Source organism: Polymorphospora sp. NPDC050346 (assembly GCF_040655695.1).
In the GTDB taxonomy this organism is placed as follows: Bacteria; Actinomycetota; Actinomycetes; order Mycobacteriales; family Micromonosporaceae; genus Polymorphospora; species Polymorphospora lycopeni.
This window is the reverse complement of the sequence record NZ_JBFAKM010000015.1, coordinates 46,692-68,159: the sequence shown is the minus strand read 5'-3', so window position 1 is coordinate 68,159 and position 21,468 is coordinate 46,692. Positions and strand designations below refer to the sequence as shown.

The following is a 21,468-nucleotide window of genomic DNA, read 5'->3' as shown; positions in this document are numbered from 1 at the left end:
TCCGGCGACACATTCTGGCGGATCCCGCGACTTGCGAACAGGTGTGGATAGTCAATGTCAGACGATGACGAGCAGGAGTGGACACACCACTCCGACCCCCCGGCGACGTTCGCTCCCCCACCGGACATCACCGAACTCAACGATCTGCAGAACTGGGCCCAGCGCGATCCGCCCGGTTGGCGGCGGATCAAGGCCGCGGTCAACGGCGGGTCGGCGATCGAGTCCGAGGAGGGGGAGGCGCACGCCCGGACCCTCGTCAGCGCCCAGAGTCTCGCCGACGCGGCCGGGGCCTTCCAGCAGGCGGTCAACACCCTGGAGTGGCTGGAGACGTTCATCCGTACGCAGGCCCACGGCATCGCCGGCGAGGAGAAGTCGTGGCAGGGGACGGCCGCGAACGCCTTTCTGGCGAAGATGGACTACTACGCCAAGTTCCTCGGTAACCAGGCGGAGCGACTGCGCGGCGGTCCGGGCCTGGGCGACTCGGCGACCCTGCCGAACCAGCTCATGAAGGACTCCTATTACCTGCACTGGGCCCAGGAGCAGATGGACCACCTCGACCGGGCCTGGGCGCAGATCGCCGCCGCCGACGGCGCCGGCCGCACCGACGGTGGCAACGTGGCGATCAGTTCCACGCGTTTCGCCCGTCCGATGACCAACCAGATGCTCGAGGTTGCGCTGACGCTCGCGGACCAGTACGACCTGACCGTCCCGAAGGTCATCTCGCCCAACGGGGACGGCAGCCTCAGCCCCGACGACATTCCCGACCCGGATCCGATCCCGGACCCCGATCCGATCCCCGACCCGGAGCCGGACCCGATTCCGGACCCGGATCCGATCCCCGACCCGGACCCGATCCCGGACCCGGAGCCGGACCCGATTCCCGATCCGGACCCGATCCCGGACCCGGAACTTGACTCGATTCCCGATCCCGACCCGATCCCGGACCCGGAACTTGACTCGATTCCCGACCCGAACCCACTCCCGGATCCGTCGGCGAACAATTCAGGGGATCAGCCGCCGGTGCTGACGGATCCCCCCGGCTTCGATGCACCGCCGGTCACCGACCCCGGTGGCTTCAGCCGCAGCGACGGACCGGACTTCGAGACCCCCGTCGTCACCGACCCGACGCCCGGCGATGGGCTGCCCGGGTTCGACACCCCGCCGGTCACCGACCCGGGCCAGGGCCCTGGCGGCTCCGGCAACTTCGTACCGCCGGTCCTCACGCCCCCGCCGAACACTCCGATACCCGGCGGCAACGACCCCGGTCGGGTGCCGCCGCCGATCGCGCCGCCGCCGGGCGGCAGCGACCCGGGCCGAGTGCCACCCCCGATCGCGCAGGTGCCGGGCGGTGGCAGCGACCCGGGCCGGGTGCCGCCGCCGGTCCGACCGGCACCGGGAGGCCTCGGACCAGGGGAGGGTGGCCGACCGCCGGACGGCGTCGTCCCGCCCGCAGTGCCCGACCCGGGCGCCGGTGTCGACCTGCCGGAGGTACCCGACCCGGGCGGGATCCCCGGTGGCGTCCAGCCTCCGCCCGGTGCGCCGGTGCCGCCGATGATGCCCGGGGCGCCCGGCGCACCCGGCTCCGGGCTCGGCGGCGGTGGATCGGCGCCGGAGCGCCCCGACTCCTCCGGCCTCGTCGGCGGTGACCCGGCGGACTGGACCCCCGGCGACGGGGTCGGAGCCCCGGACGCGCCCGGCGGAACCAACCCCGGTGGTGCGGGTCTCGGTGACGTTCCCGGGATCGGTCAGGTGCCGCCGGGGGCGGGTCTGCCGGGGCCTGGGGCGCCGATGATGCCGGGTATGCCGGGCTCGCCGGGGGCGGGTGCCGGCTCCGGTGGGAGTGTTCCGGACCGTCCGGACTCGGCCGGTCTGGTCGATGGTGAGCTGGAGGACTGGCAGCCGTCCACCGGTGGGGTGGACGTGCCGGACGCGCCCGGCGGGACCAACCCCGGTGGTGCGGGCCTCGGAGACCCGTCCGGCCGCCCCGTACCGTCGTCCGGCCTGCCCGGTGCCGGAACCGGGCCCGTAGCCGGTGTGCCGCCCATGCCGGGAGCCCCCGGGGCGCCCGGGGCGGGAACGGCCGGCAGTAACCAGCCGGACCGTCCGGACGCGGCGGGCCTGGTCGAGGGGGACGCCGAGGACTGGGCCGCCACCGGCCCGGACGCACTCGTCAGCCCCGAGGCGCCCGCCGGGGTCCAGGCCGGCGGTGTCGGACTGGACACCGCCCCGGTCGAGGTACCCGACGACGGGCGGACCGCCGGCCACGAACTCCCGGGCGCGCCGATGATGCCGGGCATGCCAGGCATGCCAGGCATGCCGGGTGCCGCGCCCGACCGGCGGACCCCCGAGCGGCCCGACGCCGCAGCGCTGGTCACGGCGGAGGAGGAGCAGTGGCGACCCGGGGACGTCCCCGACGAACCGGCCGTCCCGGCCACCGTCGGGGCCGGTGGCCCGGGGCCGGTCACCGAGCGGCGGTCGCCGTCGGTGGCACCGGACGGCGGGTCACCGCCGGCGGCGGACGTGGACCCGCCGACCGCGCCGGAGGCCACGGCGGTCCTCCTCGGCGTACCCGTCGTGGCGGTCGGTGTCGGGGACCGCGAGTCGGCCGACCGGCCGGCTGCCGCGGAGCTGCTCCGGGAGGAGGAGGCCGTCTGGGCCGGGACCGCACCGGTGGCACCGCCGTCGCACGACCGGGTGCCGGTCGTACGGCCGGCGGAGGACGTCGCCGACACCTCGGGCTGGGACGACGTCGACGGCGCCTGGTGGTTGCACGGCCACGAGCCCGAGCGGGAGGAGAAGCCGAAGGATGCGTGACGAGATCGAGCCGACCCCGCTGAAGGCCTGGAAACGCGGGCGGCCGGCGGAACCGGTCCCCGAGGCGAGACCGATGCGGTGCGGCGGGCCGGAGTACACCCGCGCCGAGCGGCTGGAGCTGATGCGCCAGAAGCAACGCGAGATGGACGAGGCCGCCCGGCGCGCGCGGGAGGAGACCGAGGCCCGCGAGGCCGCCCAGCGCCGGGACGCGAAGCCGGCCGACGACGAGGACGGGTACCCCCCGCCCGAGCGGCGGGCCGACCGGTACGCGGTCGGGCTGCTGCGTCAGGACGACTCGGCGTGGGGCGGCGCCGGGGCCGGCCCGGGGACTCTCGGATGACCGGGGAGGCGCTGGCATGAGCACCGTCACCGTCAAACGGCCACCCCGTGCGGCCGGCCCCGCGAACCCGGACGGGGAGGTCGAGCTGCAGGAGCCGCCGCTGATGGCGGAGGAGGCGCCGCTCGACTTCCGGTCGTTCGCCATGATCGTGCCGATGGGCCTCGGCATGGGTGCCATGATGGCCATGTTCGGGCTCTACAACCGCGCACCGATCATGTACGTCATGGGCGGCGCGATGGCCGTCGGCATGCTGCTGATGGGTGTCATCCAGATCGGTCGGACCGCCGCCGAGCGCAAGCGTCAGATGCGTGGCGAACGCCGGGACTTCCTGCGCTACATCGCCCAGCTCCGCCGGCAGGCCCGCAAGGCGGCCGAGGAGCAGCGCCAGGCGGTCGTCTGGAACAATCCGCAGCCGGAGTGGCTGTGGTCGGTGGCGATGAGTAGCCGGATCTGGGAGCGACGGCCCAGCCACGACGACTTCGGCCGGGTCCGGATCGGGCTCGGCCGGCAGAACGCGATGCTGCGGTTCCTGCCCCCGCAGACCAAACCGATCGAGGACCTGGAGCCGCTCTCCTCGATCTCACTGCGACGCTTCTCCGAGGCGTACCGCACGGTCTCCGGCATCCCGACCTCGGTCGGCCTGCGCAGCTTCACCAGCATCGAGTTCGAGGGGGCGGCCGACCAGGCGATCGACCTGGTCCGGGCCATGGTGGCCGCCCTGGTCACCCTGCACGCCCCCGACGAGCTGCGGGTGGCGGTGCTCGCGCCGGAGGTGCACCGGGGCGAGTGGGACTGGATCAAGTGGCTGCCGCACAACGCCCACCCGACCGCCTTCGACGCCGCCGGCCCGGTCCGCCTCTTCGCCGGTACCCACGACGACCTGGTCGACCTGCTCGGCCCGGAGATCGCCGACCGGGGCGACCACGACCGGGAGGCCCGCCCGTCGTCCACCGAGCCGTTCGTGGTGATCGTCGCGCACCTGGCCGACCTGCCGGACAGCTCGCGCCTGCTCGGCGCGGGTATCCGCAACGTGGTCCTGCTCGACCTGACCGGCCAGATGCCCGGCGGACCCAGGGTGCTGCGGCTGACCCTGGACGGGGAGCGGGTGAGCTTCCCCGCCGGGGAGAGCGTCGGGTCCGCGGCGCCCGACCGGCTCGGCGTCACCGAGTGCGAGGCGCTGGCCCGGATCATCGCGCCCAAGCGGACCAGCGGCACCCTCGACGTGGCCGAGGAGCCGTTGGAGAGCGACTTCGAGCTGACCACCCTGCTCGGCATCCGGGACGCCCGCACCTTCGACGTCCAGGCGTCGTGGCGTACCCGCGCCCCGCAACGCAACCGGCTGACCGTACCGATCGGGGTCACCGAGGGCGGTGAGGTCATCGAGTTGGACCTCAAGGAGTCCGCGCAGGGCGGCATGGGACCGCACGGCCTGCTCATCGGCGCGACCGGCTCCGGCAAGAGCGAGCTGCTGCGTACCCTGGTCTGCGCGCTCGCCACCACCCACTCCTCCGAGATCCTCAACCTGGTCCTGGTCGACTTCAAGGGCGGCGCGACCTTCATCGGCATGGAGAAGCTGCCGCACACCTCGGCGGTCATCACCAACCTCGCCGACGAACTGCCCCTGGTCGACCGGATGCAGGACGCGCTCAACGGCGAGATGACCCGACGCCAGGAGGTGCTGCGGGCCAGCGGCTACGCCTCGCTCTTCGACTACGAGAAGGCCCGGGCCGCCGGCGCCCACCTGGTGCCGTTCCCCGTCCTGCTGATCGTCGTCGACGAGTTCAGCGAGCTACTCTCCAACAAGGGCGAGTTCATGGACCTCTTCGTCTCCATCGGGCGGCTCGGCCGGTCGCTCGGCGTGCACCTGCTGCTCGCCTCGCAACGCCTGGACGAGGGACGGATCAACCGGGTCGAGGGCCACCTGTCGTACCGGCTGGCGCTGCGGACCTTCTCGTCGATGGAGTCCCGGTCGGTGATCGGCGTCGGCAAGGCGTACGAGCTGCCGCCCGAACCCGGCAACGGGTACCTGAAGGTCGACACCACCAACCTGGTGCGGTTCAAGTCCGCGTACGTCTCCGGGCCGTACAAGGGTGCGGGGCGCATCGGCGGGGTCGAGGAGGAGGAGCGGCGGGCCGGCGTCGAGGTCGTCCCGTTCGTCACCGGTCAGGTCGACGTCCGACACGACCCCGGTCGGGCCCGCGTCGCCGAGCCGGTCGAGGAGACCGAGGGGGAGCCCGACGCCGCGACCGGTCCGAGCCTCGCCGAGGTGTTGCTCGACCGGCTCGCCGGCTCCGGCCCGCCGGCCCGCCAGGTGTGGCTGCCGCCGCTGTCCGCCGCACCCAGCCTGGACACGCTGCTGCCCAGCGTCGTCCCGGATCCGCTGCGCGGGATGACGGTCGAGGACCCGAACGCGCAGGGGCGGCTGCGGGTCCCGGTGGGGATCGTCGACCGGCCCGCCGAGCAGCTTCGCGACCTGCTCACCATCGACCTCGGCGGTGCGGACGGGCACATCGGCATCGCCGGTGCGCCGCAGAGCGGCAAGTCCGCCCTGCTGCGCAGTGTGATCCTCGCGCTGGCGTTCACCAACACCCCGCGCGAGGTGCAGTTCTACGGGCTCGACTTCGGTGGCGGCGGTCTCGCCTCCATCGCCGGGCTGCCGCACATCGGCTCCATCGCCACCCGGATGGAACGCGACCGGGTGGTCCGGACCATCGAGGAGGTCTGGCAGGTCATGGAGCGGCGCGAGTACGAGTTCGCCAACCGTGGCCTCGACTCGGTGAGCGCCTACCTGGCCGCCCGCGCCCGCGGCGAGATCGACGACCCGTACGGACACGTGTTCCTGGTCGTCGACGGCTGGTACACGATGAAGCAGGACTTCGCCGACCTGGAGACGAAGTTCCAGGAGTTGGCCTCGCGGGGGCTGTCCTTCGGCGTCCACGTGATCGTCTCCGCCACCCGGTGGTCGGAGATGCGGACCTGGCTGCGGGACCTGCTCGGCACCCGGCTGGAGCTGCGCCTCGCCGACCCCATGGAGTCCGACGTCGGCTCCCGCAAGGCGGCGACCGTGCCGCACCAACCGGGCCGGGGCCTGACCAAGGGCGCGCTGCACTTCCTCGCCGCGCTGCCCCGGATGGACGGCAGTTCGAGCGTCGACGACCTCGCCGAGGCGACCAAGTCGACCGTCGAGGAGGTCGCCACCTTCTGGACCGGACCGCCCGCGCCGGGCGTACGGATGCTCCCCACCCACCTCCCGGTGGAGAACCTGCCGGCGCCGAAGCCGACCTTCAAGGTCTGCCTCGGGCTGGACGAGCAGCGCCTCGCCCCGGTCTGGCACGACTTCCTGGTCACCCCGCACCTGATGGTCCTCGGGGACAACGAGACCGGCAAGTCGAACATGCTCCGGCTGGTGCTGCGCGCTATCCAACAGCACTACACCCCGGAGCAGGCCAAGGTGCTCCTCGGCGACTCGCGCCGGGACCTGGACACCGCGATCACCGCCGACTACCAGGTCGGGTTCGGCTTCACCGGCGACAAGCTCCACGAACTGGCCGGGCAGACCTCGGTCTCGATGGACCGTCGGCTCCCCGGCCCGGACGTCTCCTCGGAGCGGATGCGCCGCCGGGACTGGTGGGAGGGCCCGGAGCTCTTCCTGATCGTCGACGACTACGACCTGATGACCCGGTCCTCGGGACCGGGCTCGGCGCTCGACCCGGTGCTGCCGCTGCTGGCGCAGGGCGTCTACATCGGACTGCACCTGGTGATCGCCCGCAGCACCTCCGGCGCGATGCGGGCCATGATGGACCCGGTCCTGCGCCGGATGTGGGAGCTGGGCACCCCGGCCACCCTCCTGTCGTATCCGAAGGAGGAGGGCAAGTTCCTCGGCGAGGCGGCCCCGCGCCGACTGCCGCCCGGACGCGCCCAGTTGGTCACCCGTCGTGGCGTCAAGCTGATCCAGACGGGACACGTCGCATGAGAGGGGTGCGCGGGTGACTGCGACGCTCAACGCCGAACTGTGCCGGATCACCGTGATCGGTCCGGCCCGCCGGGTCGACCTCGCGGTCCCGGCCACCACCACGGTGGCCGCCCTACTGCCCCTGCTGGTGGAGCAGACCACGGAGCCCGGCCACCGCACCGAGCCGGACGCCGCCGAGGGGGCCTGGGTCCTGCAGCGTCTCGGCCAGGCACCCTTCGAGCTGACCGGTACGCCGGAGAGCCTCGACTGGCTGGAGGGCGAGGAACTCCACCTGCGCCCGGCCGAGAATCCCCTGCCCGAACTCGACTTCGACGACCTCGCCGACGGGGTGGCGATCGTCGTCAACCGGCGCGACGACCGCTGGCAGCCCGAGCACCGCCGGAGCCTGTTCCTCCTGCTGTCGGTCGTCGGCATGGGCACGGTCGCCGCCGTGCTCACCGCGTACGGCCCGGTCCTGCCGCAGGTGGTGGCGGCCGGCGTGATCGGCGTGCTGTTCCTGGCCACGGCGCTGGTCTGCGGCCGGCGCCTGGACGACGGCGCGTTCTCGCTGCTCTTCGGCGGCGGCGCGGCGGGCTTCGCGGCGCTCGCCGCGTCGAGCGCGGTCGACGGCGACCCGGAGCGCATCGCGGTGACCGGCGCGGCCGCCCTCGCCGCCGCCGTCGCCCTCCTCGTCGTCGCCGCGCTCCTGCTGCTCGCCCAGCGCACCATCGCCGCGCACCTGCCGGTCCGGCCGCTCCTCGCGATCGGGATGGTGGGCCTGTTCACCACGCTGGCGCTGCTGTTGCACGCGGCCAGCGGGATGACTGGGCCACGGACCGCCGCCACGGCGGTCGCGCTGATCTTCCTCGTGATCGTGCTGGCCCCCCGGATGGCGGTCAAGATCTCCCGACTTCGCGGGCCGCAACTGCCGAGGAACAGCGAAGACATGTCGTACGATATCGAGCCCGCCCAACCCGACCAGGTCGGGCAGCGCACCGACGACGCGGACACCTACCTCGCCGTGGCGATGATCGCGTCGGCGGTGGTCCTGCCGGTGCTCTTCCACCTCACGATGCAGGTGACCGGCTGGGCGGGGTGGACCTTCGTGCTGGTGGTCGCAAGTGCAATCCTGTTGCGCGCGCGTACCTTCCTCGGGCTCTGGCAGCGGATCGCGCTGGTCGTCGCCGGTACGGTCGGCGTCGTCATGGTTGTCATGAAGCTTTCCGACATGGTGTCGCCGGCCGGCCGCTGGGTGCTGCTCGGCTCCCTCGTCGCGCTGCTGGTGCCGCTGGTGCTGGCGGCGCTGCGGCCCTGGCCCCGGCGGATGCTGCCGTTCTGGGAGTACTCGGCGACCTTCTTCGACGTCACCACCGGTGTCGCCGTGCTCCCGATCCTGGCGCAGATCATCGGGTTCTACGCCTGGGCCCGTGGACTTTTCGGGTAACCGCCGTGCAGACCCAACGCGATCACGTCCACGCCCACAGTTTCATGATGGGGCGGCTCAGCTCCGCCCTCGTCGAGGGCGACCCGACCAGCGCACGGATCCCCGGACAGCGCGCCCTGACCGGGCTGGTGGTCGGGATCGTGCTGGTCCTGCTGCTCGGTGGCGGGTTCGCCGTCTACGGCTGGCTCGTCCCCGGCGGCAGCAAGGCGTACCGGCAGGCCGGCGTGATCCTGGTCGAGAAGGAGAGCGGCACCCGGTACATCTACCGCGACGGCGTGCTGTACCCGATGTCGAACCTGACCTCCGCGATGCTGTTGCAGGGCCCGTCGGCCTCGGTGAAGCTCATCTCCCGCAACTCGTTGAAGAATCTCCCGCGCGGCCCGGAGCTCGGCCTCCCCGACGCGCCACAGACCGTACCCGCCGCCGGCGACCTGGTCACCGGCCCGTGGCTGGCCTGCCTGCCCGGCTCGGTGGTGGACCGGCCCGGCTCCGGGCTCGGGGTCAACCTCGACCCGAACGCCCCCGCCACGCCGCTGGCCGACCGGATCTTCGCGGTGGTACGCGGCCCGCAGGACCGGACGTACCTGCTCGCCGGTCCGTACAAGTTCCCGGTGGCGAACGACTCGGTGCTGGTCGCGCTCGGTGCCGCGAACGCCCGGCCGGCGGTGGCCCCGGCCGGGTGGCTGGACTGGCTGCCGACCGGGGTCACCCTCGGTCCGGCGCCGATCCCCGACGCCGGCCGCGCCGGCCCACGGGTGGACGGTCGCTCCCACCGGGTCGGCACGCTCTTCCGCCAGCGGCCGGCGGCCGGTGAGGAACAGCTCTTCGTGCTCCGTACGGACGGGCTGGCCCCGGTCGACCGGATGGAGTTCACCCTCGCCGCCGTACGCGGCGAAGAACCGCCGGTGGAGCTGGACGCCGCCGCCGTCGCCGGCGCCCCACGCTCCGGCGACCGGACACTCACCGGCCGGCTGCCCGACCTGACCGGATTCCAGTGGCGGGACCCCGGCGACCAGGTGCTCTGCGTTCGCCAGCGACCGGTCAGTGCGGACTCTTTCGCCAGTGAGGTCGTCCTCACCGACCGGCACTCGGCCGGGGTGGGCGACGACGGTCAGCCGACCGTGCTGGCCGAACCGGGCTCCGGCATGACGGTGACCCCGGTCCCCAAGGCGACCGGCCCCGCCGAGGTGGCGTTCATCTCGGACCAGGGCGTCGCCCACCGGATCACCGGCGCGGACACGCTCGCCGCGCTCAAGCTCAACTCGGCGGCGGCCGTCCCGTTCCCGAGGGCACTGCTGGCGGCGCTGCCACAAGGTCCCGTGCTCAGCCGTACGGCCGTCACCGGTCTGGCAAGGGGGTAGTTGTCCATGGCATTCATCCGAGACCTGCTGCGCGGCGGGCGGCCCGACCCAGGCGACGTGGTACGGCACACCGTCGGAAACGCGCTCGTCCTGCACCACCCGGACGAGATCAGCGGCGAGGCGCAGGCGCTCGCGCTCTCGGTCGTGGCGGACGCCGAGAACGACGTGGTGGTCCTCGACCTCGGTAGCGGCATGTCGATCGGCTCGTGGGAGTCGATGGCCGGGGTGCTGCCGCGCCGCCGTCGCGGCATCCGACTGGTCGCCTGTGGACAGCAGCACGAGACGGCGGCGATGGCCGGGCAGTGGCTGTCGGAGCGGCTCAACCGCACCGTCATCGCGCCCGACGGCGACCTGATCCGGGGCGCGGCCGGAGGGCTCTTCGTGCATTCCAAGCCGGGCAGCGGCTGGGTGCGCTTTCGCCCCGGCAGGCCGCCCGCCTGGGACTCCAAGCGGTACCCGACACCGTCGTGGGACACCGCCGCGACCGAACGCCGGCCCTCCAGCTCCACCGGGGAGATCGAGCCCCTGCCCGGTGGCGTCTGGATCCACGACGTCCGCGCGCCGCAGGTCACCGCCGACCACCGGCACCGCCTCGTCACCGACGTACCGTGCCAGCCGGAGACGATGACCGTACTGCTCGGCTGTCCGGGTACCGCGCCGCTCCCGCTCGACGACGTCGTGCGCTTCTGGCGTGACCTCGACCCGGACAGCCGGATGCGGGCCCGCTTCGTGCGGTACGGCGACGTCCGCATGCCCGAGGGCGAGGCGTTCGGCCAGACCCTCGCCGACCTGCTGAACACCAACATCGTCTGCTACACCGGGGTCCCGATCGGTGCGCCCGGCAAGGTCGAGATCCGGACCGTACGCGCCGACGGCGTCCTCGGATGGCCACCGTTCGCCCTGGAACTCGGCTACGTGCCGAGGGCGCACCCGAACTCGCGGGCCCGCCGTCCCGCCGTGCTCAGCCACCGTGGGCCGTTGCGCGGCGCGGAGGAGATCGCCCCCCGGGTCTACTGGTACGCCCCGGACGCCGTCGTCGAGGTGGTCGAGGCCGGACTCTGGATCCGCCCGGCGGATGAGCCGGGCAACGCGGAACGGATCCGGGGCGCGGCGCTCGACCCCGAGGGCGGCAACATGGTCTTCGACGACACGTCGCCGGAGCGCGCGGCCCGGATGCGGGAACTGGCCGAGGACCTGGCCGCCCGGATCGAACGCGACCTGGGGCAGGCCAGCGGCCTGGTCCCGGCGTCGGTGCTGGTGCCGGAGCGCCGATCGGGCGGCCGGGCCCAGGCGGTCCTGACGTCCGGGCCGCAGTCGGAACCGAACGGCGGGGAGCCGACGGCGGTCCTGTCCCGGCCGGGCCCGACCACGATGGCCATGGTGGTCACCGTCCTTCCGCCGTCGCCGGTCCCGACGGTGGTGGCCCCGGAGCCGGTGGCGCCGATCGCCCTGCTGGCAGTGCCACCGACGGCCCCGGAGCCGCCGGCCGCCGTGGAGCCGCCGGCCGTCTCGGTGTCGTCGGAGGTCGACAGCGGGCCGACGCCCGTGGGTCCGCGGGGCGCCTCGGAGCTTCCCGCCCCCGCCACCGCGCCCGTCGACGTGCCGGTCGAGCCGGTCGTGGAGCAGCCGGTCATGGGGCAGCCGGTGGAGCCAGCGGTCGAGCCGCCGGTGGCATCGTCGTTCGAGCCGCCGCCGCCACCGCCGGCTCCAGTGCAGATCCCGACCGAGTCCTCGATCGACGGACCCGATCAGGGCGTCGAGCCCGCCCGTCCCGACGGATCCACCTCGCCGGCTGGACCGACCCCACCGGCTGCCTCGACCCCGCCGGCACCACCGGCTCCGTCTGTCTCGCCCGTGGGGTCCGTCCCGGCGGCGGAAGAGTCTGGCCCGGGAAAGGCGTCCGGCCGGCTGGAGGAGCCGGCCCCGGCGACCGCGCCCCCCGACGTCCGGCTGCAACCCGTGGCGGACGCGAACGCCTCCGCCCTGCTGCCCCGCCGTGGCCTCGACGAAGAACGGGCCTGGCTGCGCCGCTCGTTGAGCCGGGACTTCGACACCATGGCCAGCTCGGTCTCCCGGATCATGTCCGAGCACCCCGGTATGAAGGCCGCCGGTGCCAGCACCCCGGACGACGTCCTCGTCGACTCCGTGGCGACCCGGCTCTTTCTGACCAGTCGGGGAGCCGGTATCGACGCGGGCCTGCGCGCGGGCGTGAACGGCCCGCACGTGCCGCTCGCCCGCTGCGCGGTCTCCGGCCTCTCCCGCCTGCCGTCCTTCCGGGGCAGCACGGTCGCGCGGATCACCCCGCGTGCGCAGGAGTGGGCGCTGTACCGGGACCGGCGCCTGGTCACCGACTGGAGCTTCGTCACCATGCTGACCGCGCCCTGCGCGGGTCAGGAGGGCGACACCGAGCTGCTGATCTGGTCGATGACCGCCCGCCGTACCGCTCTGTTGGAGCCGGAGGGGGAGGAGCGCGTCGACGACCGGGTGGCCTTCCTGCCCGGTACCCATTTCAAGATCCTTGAGCTGGCGGAGCCGGCCGGGGACCGTCGCGGCACCATCCTGCTCCGCGAGATCGGCGCCAACGAGGTCGACGAGGACGGCCGCGTCGACCCGAACCGGCTCTCGCTCGACGAACTGGCCGTCACGTCGATGCGTCGCAGCCTCGACCGGTGGGGCGGCATCGACGGTCGGAAACGTATCGGCCCCGCCTCGGCCGGCCGCTTCGGCGTGCTTCCCGGCCTCGTACGGTCGCCGATCGCAGAGAAGGGGTGACCCGCCGATGAGTCGACAGGTCCTGACGGTGGGAGGCGGCCGGCCCGGTGCGTTCCCGACGATCGGCGCGGCGATCGCCCGCGCCGAGCCCGGTGCCACCATCACCGTGCATCCCGGCCGGTACGTCGAGAAGCTGGTCGTCGGCAACCGGATCACCATCAGCGCCGAGTCCGGCGGCAGTGTCGAGGTGCACGTGGAGGAGGGCACCGTCCTCACCGTCCACGGGGAGGGTGCCCAACTGCGCGGCATCACGCTGTCGAGCGACGACCCGAAGCTGGCCGCGGTCGACGTCTACGCCGGCGAGGCGGCGCTGGACGACTGCCGGATCAGCGGTGCCGCCTGGGTGACGCTGCTCGCCCGGCTGGAGGGCACGCTGGCGTTGCGGCACTGCGAGATCCGCTCCTCGGCGGGGGCCGGGATCGTGGTCACCTCGCCGGGCGCGAGCACGGTCGAGGACACCGTGGTCCGGGAGGTCGCCACCTCCGGCATCGTGGTCAGCGACCGGGGCGCGGTGACGCTGCGGCGCTGCCGCGCGGAGCAGACCGGGGCGAACAGCATCTGCGTCAACGGGGACGGCCGGGTCGTCGTCGAGCAGTTCGACATCGTCGGCGCCGGCAAGCCCGCGCTCGTGGTGGAACAGCGGGGCCACGCCCGGATCAACAAGCTCAGCGTGCGGGAGAGCGGCAACGTCGACGTCTTCATGCGCGGCGAGGTCGACGTCGTCGTCACCCACTCGGAGTTCACCGGCGCGGCGTTGCAGGCCGTGCACATCGCCGGTGGCGCCGCCCCGAGGTTCGAGCACTGCACCTTCGGTTCGGCGGGGCGTAGCGCCGCACACGTCACCGGCGAGGCGCGGCCGACGTTCGCCGACTGCCACTTCGTCGACTCGCCGGTCGGGGTGACCGTCGAGGCGAAGAGCGCGCCGAGCTTCGAGGGGATCACCGTCCGGGGCAGCAGCCGGCACGCGGCGGTCGTCACCGGCGCGGCGTCGATGACCGTGCACCGGATGCGCGCCACCGTGGCCACGGGAGCCGGTCTGCTGGTGCAGGCCGGTGCCGAGGTCAACGGCGCCGACCTGGTGCTCGACGCCGGCGGTGCCAACGCGCTCGAACTGGGGGAGTCGGCGCGGGCCACGATCCGTGAGGCCCGGTTCACCGGTACGGCGGCCACCTGCGTCGTGGTCGGTGCCGGTGCGGCGCTCTCCCTGCAGTCGGCCGTGCTGCACGGCGCCGGGCTCCAGGTGACCGGAAACGGGGACCTGCGGCTGCGCGACACCGAGCTGATCGACGCGGCCGGCGACGGCCTGCGGGTCGGTGCGGCCGGCACGGTGACCGCCGGCCAGGTCCGGGTGCGCGGCGCCCGCCAGGCGGGGGTACGGCTGGAGCCCGGCGCCCAGGGCAGCTTCACCGACTGCGAGGTGCTGGACAGCGGTGCCGCCGGGTTCGATGTGGAGACCGCCGAGCCGGTCTCGATCACCCGGTGCGTGGTCCGCGGCAGCGGCGGCGAGGATCTCCGCCGGGCCGACGACGCCCAGCTGACCGTGGTGTCGCTGACCACCGGCGGGGCCGCCCGGTCCGCGGCCCCCGTCTCCCCGGCGGCACCCCCGTCCGGGTACGCCCCCGAGCGGTCGCCCGACCCGGATACCGACGCCGGGGAGGAGGCGGCGGAGGACGAGTTGAGCGGACCGCTGCGCGAGCTGAACAGCCTGATCGGGCTGCGTGGGGTGAAGCAGGAGGTCACCGCGCTGATCAACCTGATCAAGATGGCGCAGGTCCGGCAGCAGATGGGTCTGCCGATGCCGCCGATGAGCCGCCACCTGGTCTTCGCCGGCCCGCCCGGCACCGGCAAGACCACGGTCGCCCGGCTCTACGGCTCGGTCCTGGCGGAACTGGGCATCCTCGCCAAGGGACACATGATCGAGGCGGCCCGGGCGGACCTGGTCGGCCAGTACATCGGCTCGACGGCGATCAAGACCACCGAACTGGTCATGAAGGCGATCGGCGGTGTGCTCTTCATCGACGAGGCGTACACGCTCTCGGCTGGCTCCGGCGGCTCCGGCCCGGACTTCGGCCAGGAGGCCATCGACGCGCTCATGAAGATCATGGAGGACCACCGCGACGATCTCGTGGTGATCGTGGCGGGGTACTCGGAACTCATGGAGAAGTTCCTCGAGTCCAACCCCGGTCTTGCCTCCCGGTTCACCCGGACGATCGAGTTCCCGAACTACTCGGTCGAGGAACTGGTCACCATCACCTCGAACCTGTGCCGCAAGCACTACTACGAGCTGACCGACGACGCGACCGACGCGCTGACCACGTACTTCGAGCGGGTTCCGCGCAACTCCACGTTCGGTAACGGTCGAGTCGCCCGCAAGCTCTTCGAGGCGATGATCAACAACCAGGCGTCCCGGTTGGCCACCACGCCGCCGACGAAGGACACCGAGATCAACAGGCTCGTCGCCGAGGATCTCGCCCCGGAGCTGCGGCTGCTGGAGGAGCTGCCGGTCGAGCAGCGAAACGCCACCGACGCGGCCAGCAACCCGACCGGCGCGATCAACGCATCGCAGAGCTGGCACCGGGTCTGCCGCCTGGTCGGTGCGCCGGAGGTCCGCGACGCGGTCGGCGCGACCCTGCTGCGCCTCTGCGAGCTGCGCAACCGGCGCCGCTCGTACGGCCGGCACGGCAACGTCCTGCTCGCCGGAGCCGCCGGCAGCGGTCGCAGCGAGTTCGCCCGGCACTACGCGGCCGGCCTGTCCGAACTGGACCTGGTGCCGGTCGGGCAGCTGGTCCGCGTCTCCACCGCCGGCCAGCTCGCGCCACAGTGGCCCGGCCAGACCCCGAGCCTGGTCCGGGCCGCCCTGCAGGACGCGGCCGGCGGCACCCTGCTGATCGACTACGTCGAGGACGACGGCGGCCCGGAGATCGTCGAGTCACTCGTCGCGCAGCTGCGCGCCGGTCTGGGCAACCCCGTGGTGATCCTGCTCGGTGAGCCGTCCGCGCTCACCCGCCTCGGTGCGGTGGTGCCCGGCCTCACCGAGGTGTTCGGCCAGGAGTGGAACATCCCCGAGTTCGGTGTCGCCGAACTCGCCGAGATCGTCGTACGGCACCTGGTCCGGCACGGCCACGATGTCCCCGACGACGTGCGCGCCGCCCTGGCCGGGCTCGTCGGGCAGTTCCCCGACCGCACGGTCCGCGCCGCCCACCAGCTCTCGCGGAGCCTGACCCGGGCCACCGGGTCCCGCACCCTCGCGCTGGCCGATCTGAACGGGCTGGTCGGCCGCCAGGCTCCGGCCGTCGTGCGGACCCGCCGCTCCGGCGGCCTCGCGGCGGTCGGCTGAGAGGAGACGTCATGTCGGAACCACAGCAACCCACGATCGAGGAACTGGTGGCGGCGGGGAGAGCGTTCGAGCAGCGGATGCGTACCGCGCAGGTGCAGCTCGGGCACGCCCTGGTCACCGGCCGCTCCGCGGACGGCACGGTCGTCGTGCTGGCCAGCGGCCTCGGCCAGGTGAAGGCGGTCCAGGTCGATCCGGTCGTCTTCGACAACCGTGACGTGACCGCCCTGCAGGACGCGATCGCCCAGTCGATCCGGGCCGCCGGGGCGAACGCCGCCGCGCTCGCCCGGGACAAGATGGGTCCGATCGAGATCAATCTCCACTGATCGTGAGCAGTGCCGAACTGCTCGCCATGGCCGGGCAGCGCCCAGGGCTGCGGGCCCGGGCCACGGAAGGCACCGCCCCCCGCGCCGCGGTCGAAGCCAGCACCGCCGGCGGCAACTACACACGCCGGCCCGATACCACTGTCACGCCCCACAGCGAGTTCGCTGTGCGTACGCCGAATTCGCTGTGGACCGCAACACCTTAGGGTCCTTCCCGGCAAACCGTCAGGGCACCCGTGATCGTCTGCTGCCCGGCAACTCGACACGCCGCACCTACAACGGCGGAACAACCAACGATCACCACGCACCGCCACGCCACGAAGGATGCGCGGGGGTGCGGGCAAGAACCACGGTCGGGCCGGGCAGACCATCGCGGTCGCCCTTTCACCCGGGCGGGTTCCCTGATGGACTCCGGCCATGCCGCCGGCAGATCGCCGTGCGTCGCGAGGAAGGGGCAGTCGAGTGGGCCTGATGCGTTCCCTGCGTGACCGGTCGTCCGTCACGGTCTTCCGGCACACCGTGGGGAACGCCCTGGTCCTGCACGCCCGGGAACGGATCAGTTCGGAGGCGCGGGCGGTGGCCCTGGCGGTCGCCGACGACCCCGACAACGAGATCGTCGTCCTCGACCTGCACGACGACCTTCCGGTGGGCATCTGGAAGTCGGTGGCGGAGGCGCTGCGGCGGCGTCGGCGCGGCATCCGGCTCGTCGTCTGCGGCGCGCACCACGACACCGCCGCGCTCGCCGCCCAGTGGCTCTCCGACCGGCTGCGCCGTCCCGTCGTCACCCCGCACGGCCGGGTGATCCGGGGGGCGGCCGGCACCCTCTTCGCCCACGCGGGGCAGGCCAGCGGCTGGGTGCGCTACCGCCCGGGCCGCCCGCCGACCCCGGAGGCGAAGCGTCACCCGGCTCCACCCTGGGACGACGCCGCCGCCGAGTTCGTGGCGACCAGCGCGGTCGGCGCGGTGGAGCCCATCCCCGCCGGCGTCTGGATCCGGGACACCCGCGACCCGGCCCTGGTCAGCGACCGCTGGCGGTGGCTGGTCGCCGCGGTCCCCTGCCAGCGCGAGGCGATGACCGTCGTCCTCGGCTGCCCCGGTACGCCGCCACTGGCCCTCGACGACGTCGCCCGCTTCTGGCGCGGCCTCGCACCCGCCCACCGGCAGTACGCCCGGTTCGTGCAGTACGGCCCGGTCCAGCTCCCCGCCGGGGAACCGCTCGGCCAGCGGCTCGCCGACCTGCTGGAGGCCCCGGTCGTCTGCTTCGCCGGCCTACCCGTGGGGCGAGCGGACCGGCCGCACATGCACACCGTCACGCAGGACGGCCGCCTCGGCTGGCACCTGCTCGTCCGCGAACTCGGCTTCACCCCACGGAGCCGGCCCACCGCGCCGGCCGCGATGCCCCGCATCCTGCACCACCAGGCACCGACGCTGCTCGGTGCCGCCGTCGGCCCCCGCACCTACGGCTACACGGACGACGCGGTCGTCGAGATCGTCCAGTCCGGGCTCTGGATCCGGGGCACCGGGCCGACGCGCAACGCCGACCGCATCCGTGCCCGCGCCGCCGACCCGGCCGCCCACGCCCTCATCATCGACGACAGCGATCCCGCCCGGGTGGCGCGGCTGCGGGAACTCGCCGAGGATCTGGTCGCCCGGCTCGACCCACCCACCCGCGCCCGCAGTGCCCTCCAACTCGCCTCCGCCGTGGCGGTCCGCCGCCAGCGGCCGACTGCTGCCGCCGGCACGCTGGGGGACGGGCTGACCTACCGGTTCACCGCCGCCGACCTCGCCCTCGACGAGGCGATCGACGTCGCCCCGCCGCCGGCCGAGGCGCTCGCCGGCCGGGGGGTTCCCGGCGTGCAGTCTCCGTCCTGGGCGCGGCCGGCCGACCCACCGATCCCGCCACCGCCCACGGCGGGCGAGCTGCACCCCGCCGCGAGAGAGTTCCTGACCGCGCCAGCCGAGGTGCCGCCGGCACCACCACCGGGCCCGGCCCCGGGTGAGAGGAAGCCCGGCGCTGCCCCGGCCGAGGAGTCCGGCCCGTCCTCGCCGGCCGCCGGATTGCTCGGTACCCGGTCGGGCCGTCCGGCCGGTGGGCGACTCGGTCCGGTGGAACGCGCACCGGGCCGGGGCGAACGGACCGTGACCAATTTGCCCTCCCTCACCGCGCGGATGCCGGGCCGTGCCGCGGACCACGCCGTCGACACACCGCTCTGGGAGCAGTCCGTGTTCATCGACGCGCCCACCCGGCCCGCCGTCGCGCCGCCGTCGCGTCCGGCCGGTCCGCCCTCCGTCGCGTCGCCTCCGCGTCCGGCCGGTCCGCCCGTCGTCGGCCCGCCGCCGGCTCGGGAGCCGGCGGCCCCGTCCTCCGGGGCGGCCCCATCGTCCCCGACGTCGCTACCGCCCCCGCCCTCGACGTTCCTGCCGCCCCCGACCCCGGTCCTGCCCGCGCCGCCGATCGTGTCTCCGACCGCCGACGCACCCGGGGCGGCGCAGGAGCCGACGTCGACGGCCGCGCCGCGCAGCGGTGAAACGGCTGCCGGGGAACCATCCGGGACGGCTCCGGTCGACCGACCCGCCCTGCGGTTCCAGACTGCCCCCGCCCTCCAGGCGCGGGCCCTGCCCACCGCGCGCGGCCTCGATGTCGAGCGGACCTGGCTGCGTGGACGGCTCGGTCGGGAGTTCGACGCCGCCGCCAGTTCGGTTTCCCGGGTGCTGTCCGAACACCCCCGGCTGAGCCCGGACGAGGACGCGCTGACCGACGCGGTCGCCGTACGCCTCTATCTGTCCGCCCTCGGGGCCGAGGTGGACGAGGCCCTGCGTGGGGGCGGGCACAACGATCAGGTCTTGTTCGCGCGGTGCGTGGCCGCCGGGATCAGTCGGCTGCCGTCGCACCGGGGCGGGACCTGTGCGGCGGCCACGCTCACCGGTGATGAACTCCACGAGATCCGGGCGCGGGGGGTGCTGACCGACTGGGCGTTCACGCACGCGCTGATCGAGCCCCCGGTGGATCTTCCCGGTACGGTGGAGGTGCTGCTCTGGTCGATGACGGCCCGCCGGACCGGGCTGTTGGAGCCGGCGGACGACCAGCATGTCGAAGGCCGGGTGCTCTTCCTGCCCGGTACCCGGTTCAAGGTGCTGGAGGTGACGGAGCCCACCGGGGACGAGCGCGGCCGGGTCCTGTTGCGGGAACTGTCCGCCGACGAACCGGTCCGTGCGCACGGGCCCTTCGACGATCTCGCGCTGACCTCGCTGTACCGCTGTGTCGAGCGGTGGGCGACGGTCGGCCGTCGCCGGTCGGTCGGTGCGGCGGCGTCGCGTCGGTTCGCCGCCCTGCCGGGACTGGTCTGACCAGGGCGGGAACTGCGGAAAGGGCGTGCCGGCCGGGAGTGCCGGTCGACGTGCTCCGGGAAGCGCCTCGGGGATGTCCTCTGGGGACCTGGTATACCGGATGCTGATAAGGCGTCGTCAATCGTGGCGCGTCGCGGACTCGCCCCTTGGAGACAGACATAGTGGACACTGCGTACCGCGTCAGTCCGCTGAGCTCGAACGATCCCGAACGGCTGGGTGACTACCTGCTGGTCGGCCGGCTCGGTGTGGGCGGTATGGGTGTGGTGTACCTCGCCGAGACCGACGACGGCACCTTCGTGGCGATCAAGCTCATCCACGCCGCGCTCGCCGCGGACCTGGAGTTCGTCGGCCGGTTCCGCAGCGAGGTCGAGCGGGCCCGGCAGGTGCCGCCCTTCTGCACGGCGGAGTTCGTCGACGCCGACCTCGACCACGATCCGCCCTATCTGGTCGTCGAGTACGTCGACGGGCCGAACCTGGAGGAGGTGGTCTCCGAGCGGGGGCCGCTGCAGGGTGGTGCCCTGCACTCGCTGGCGGTGGGGGTCGCCACCGCGTTGGCCGGCATCCACGGCGCGGACGTCATCCACCGCGATCTCAAGCCGGACAACGTCCTGCTGCCGCCGGGCAGCCCGAAGGTGATCGACTTCGGCATCGCCCGGCCGGTCGATGCGACCAGCCTGCACACCCGGCCGGACGTCATGGTCGGCACCGTCGCCTACATGGCGCCGGAGCGGTTCTCCGGGGATCCGAGCACGCCGGTGACCGCGGCGGCGGACATCTTCGCGTGGGGCTGCGTCATCGCCTACGCGGGCACCGGGCGGACGCCGTTCCAGGGCGATTCGCCGTCCGCGACCGCCGGACGCATCCTGACCCAACCGCCGAACCTGGACGGCATCCCGGAGTCCCTGCGGGAGCCGTTGTCCCGCGCGCTGGCGAAGGACCCGGCCGACCGGCCGACCGCCCAGGAACTGGTCGCCATGCTCCTGGCCGGGCCGTCCGAGCAGCGGCCGGCCGCCGCCGGGAAGCCCACGGCGCCGCCGGCCACCCCACAGCCGGCCACCACACCGCCGGTCCGGCGGGCGGCCGGCACGAGACGGACGCTGGTCGGTGCCCTGGTCGCCGTGCTGGTGCTCGGCGGGGCGGCGCTCGTCTACGGCACCGTCAACGGCACCGACACCCCCCGGACCACGGCCCACCTGCCGAACACCACGCTGGCCGAATCCCCCGCGCCGACCCCCTCCGCCTCCGGCAGCCCGCCCCGACCGCCGGAGGAGAGCGCGTCGCCGTCGAGCAGCGAGACCCGGACGAGCCGGCCGGCGGCCGACGACGGGCCCTCGCCCACCCCGCTGGCCGTCCAGGCCTCGACGAACCCGAGCCGCCGCAACCTGGCCCTCGGCCGGCGCGTCACCGCCTCCAGCAGCGAGGGATCGGCGTGGGTGCCGGCGTACGCCGTCGACGGCGACCCGGTGAGCCGCTGGGGCAGCGGGTTCAGCGACGACCAGTGGCTGATGGTGGACCTGGGCGGCCAGTGGCAGATCAGCGAGATCCTGCTGCGCTGGGAGCATGCCCACGCGGTCAGCTACCGGGTGGAGATCTCTGCCGACGGCGACGCCTGGAAGACGGTGTACGACACCAGCGCCGGCCGGGGCGGCGACGTGACGATCACCACCGACCGGGTACCCGGCCGCTACGTCCGGATGACCGGAACCGTGCGCTCCGGTCACTACGGCTACTCGTTGTACGAGATCGAGGTGCGCTGAGCGGCCCGCCTCAGCCCGCGTCG

General features: G+C 73.6%; 10 protein-coding genes. All 10 read left to right on the top strand.

Annotated elements, in window-relative coordinates; all coding sequences use genetic code 11:
• The first annotated feature begins 54 nt into the window (after positions 1-54).
• Positions 55-2,814: a hypothetical protein gene (locus AB0I42_RS17630; protein WP_357538565.1), complete on the top strand. Its 2,760-nt coding sequence runs from the start codon at positions 55-57 to the stop codon at positions 2,812-2,814.
• Complete coding sequence (locus AB0I42_RS17625) at positions 2,807-3,154, top strand: hypothetical protein (protein ID WP_357538563.1); 348 nt, start codon at positions 2,807-2,809, stop codon at positions 3,152-3,154. The genes AB0I42_RS17630 and AB0I42_RS17625 overlap by 8 nt, the downstream gene beginning before the upstream one ends.
• A gap of 16 nt (positions 3,155-3,170) precedes the next feature.
• Positions 3,171-7,127 (top strand): type VII secretion protein EccCa, encoded by a 3,957-nt coding sequence (eccCa, locus tag AB0I42_RS17620; RefSeq protein ID WP_357538561.1) that lies wholly within the window; start codon positions 3,171-3,173, stop codon positions 7,125-7,127.
• 13 nt (positions 7,128-7,140) lie between these two features.
• A complete protein-coding gene (gene eccD, locus AB0I42_RS17615) occupies positions 7,141-8,550 on the top strand; it encodes a type VII secretion integral membrane protein EccD (RefSeq protein ID WP_357538559.1) in 1,410 nt (469 codons plus the stop codon).
• Positions 8,551-8,555: 5 nt separating this feature from the next.
• A complete protein-coding gene (gene eccB, locus AB0I42_RS17610) occupies positions 8,556-9,911 on the top strand; it encodes a type VII secretion protein EccB (protein ID WP_357538557.1) in 1,356 nt (451 codons plus the stop codon).
• Positions 9,912-9,917: 6 nt separating this feature from the next.
• Positions 9,918-12,683, top strand: a complete 2,766-nt coding sequence (locus AB0I42_RS17605; RefSeq protein WP_357538555.1) for a hypothetical protein — start codon at positions 9,918-9,920, stop codon at positions 12,681-12,683.
• Positions 12,684-12,690: 7 nt separating this feature from the next.
• Positions 12,691-16,020: a right-handed parallel beta-helix repeat-containing protein gene (locus AB0I42_RS17600; protein WP_357538553.1), complete on the top strand. Its 3,330-nt coding sequence runs from the start codon at positions 12,691-12,693 to the stop codon at positions 16,018-16,020.
• Between the two features lie 11 nt (positions 16,021-16,031).
• Positions 16,032-16,343 (top strand): YbaB/EbfC family nucleoid-associated protein, encoded by a 312-nt coding sequence (locus tag AB0I42_RS17595; RefSeq protein ID WP_357517984.1) that lies wholly within the window; start codon positions 16,032-16,034, stop codon positions 16,341-16,343.
• A gap of 468 nt (positions 16,344-16,811) precedes the next feature.
• Positions 16,812-19,688: a hypothetical protein gene (locus AB0I42_RS17590; protein ID WP_357538551.1), complete on the top strand. Its 2,877-nt coding sequence runs from the start codon at positions 16,812-16,814 to the stop codon at positions 19,686-19,688.
• Positions 19,689-19,849: 161 nt separating this feature from the next.
• Positions 19,850-21,445 (top strand): protein kinase, encoded by a 1,596-nt coding sequence (locus tag AB0I42_RS17585; protein ID WP_357538549.1) that lies wholly within the window; start codon positions 19,850-19,852, stop codon positions 21,443-21,445.
• The last annotated feature ends 23 nt before the right edge of the window (positions 21,446-21,468 follow it).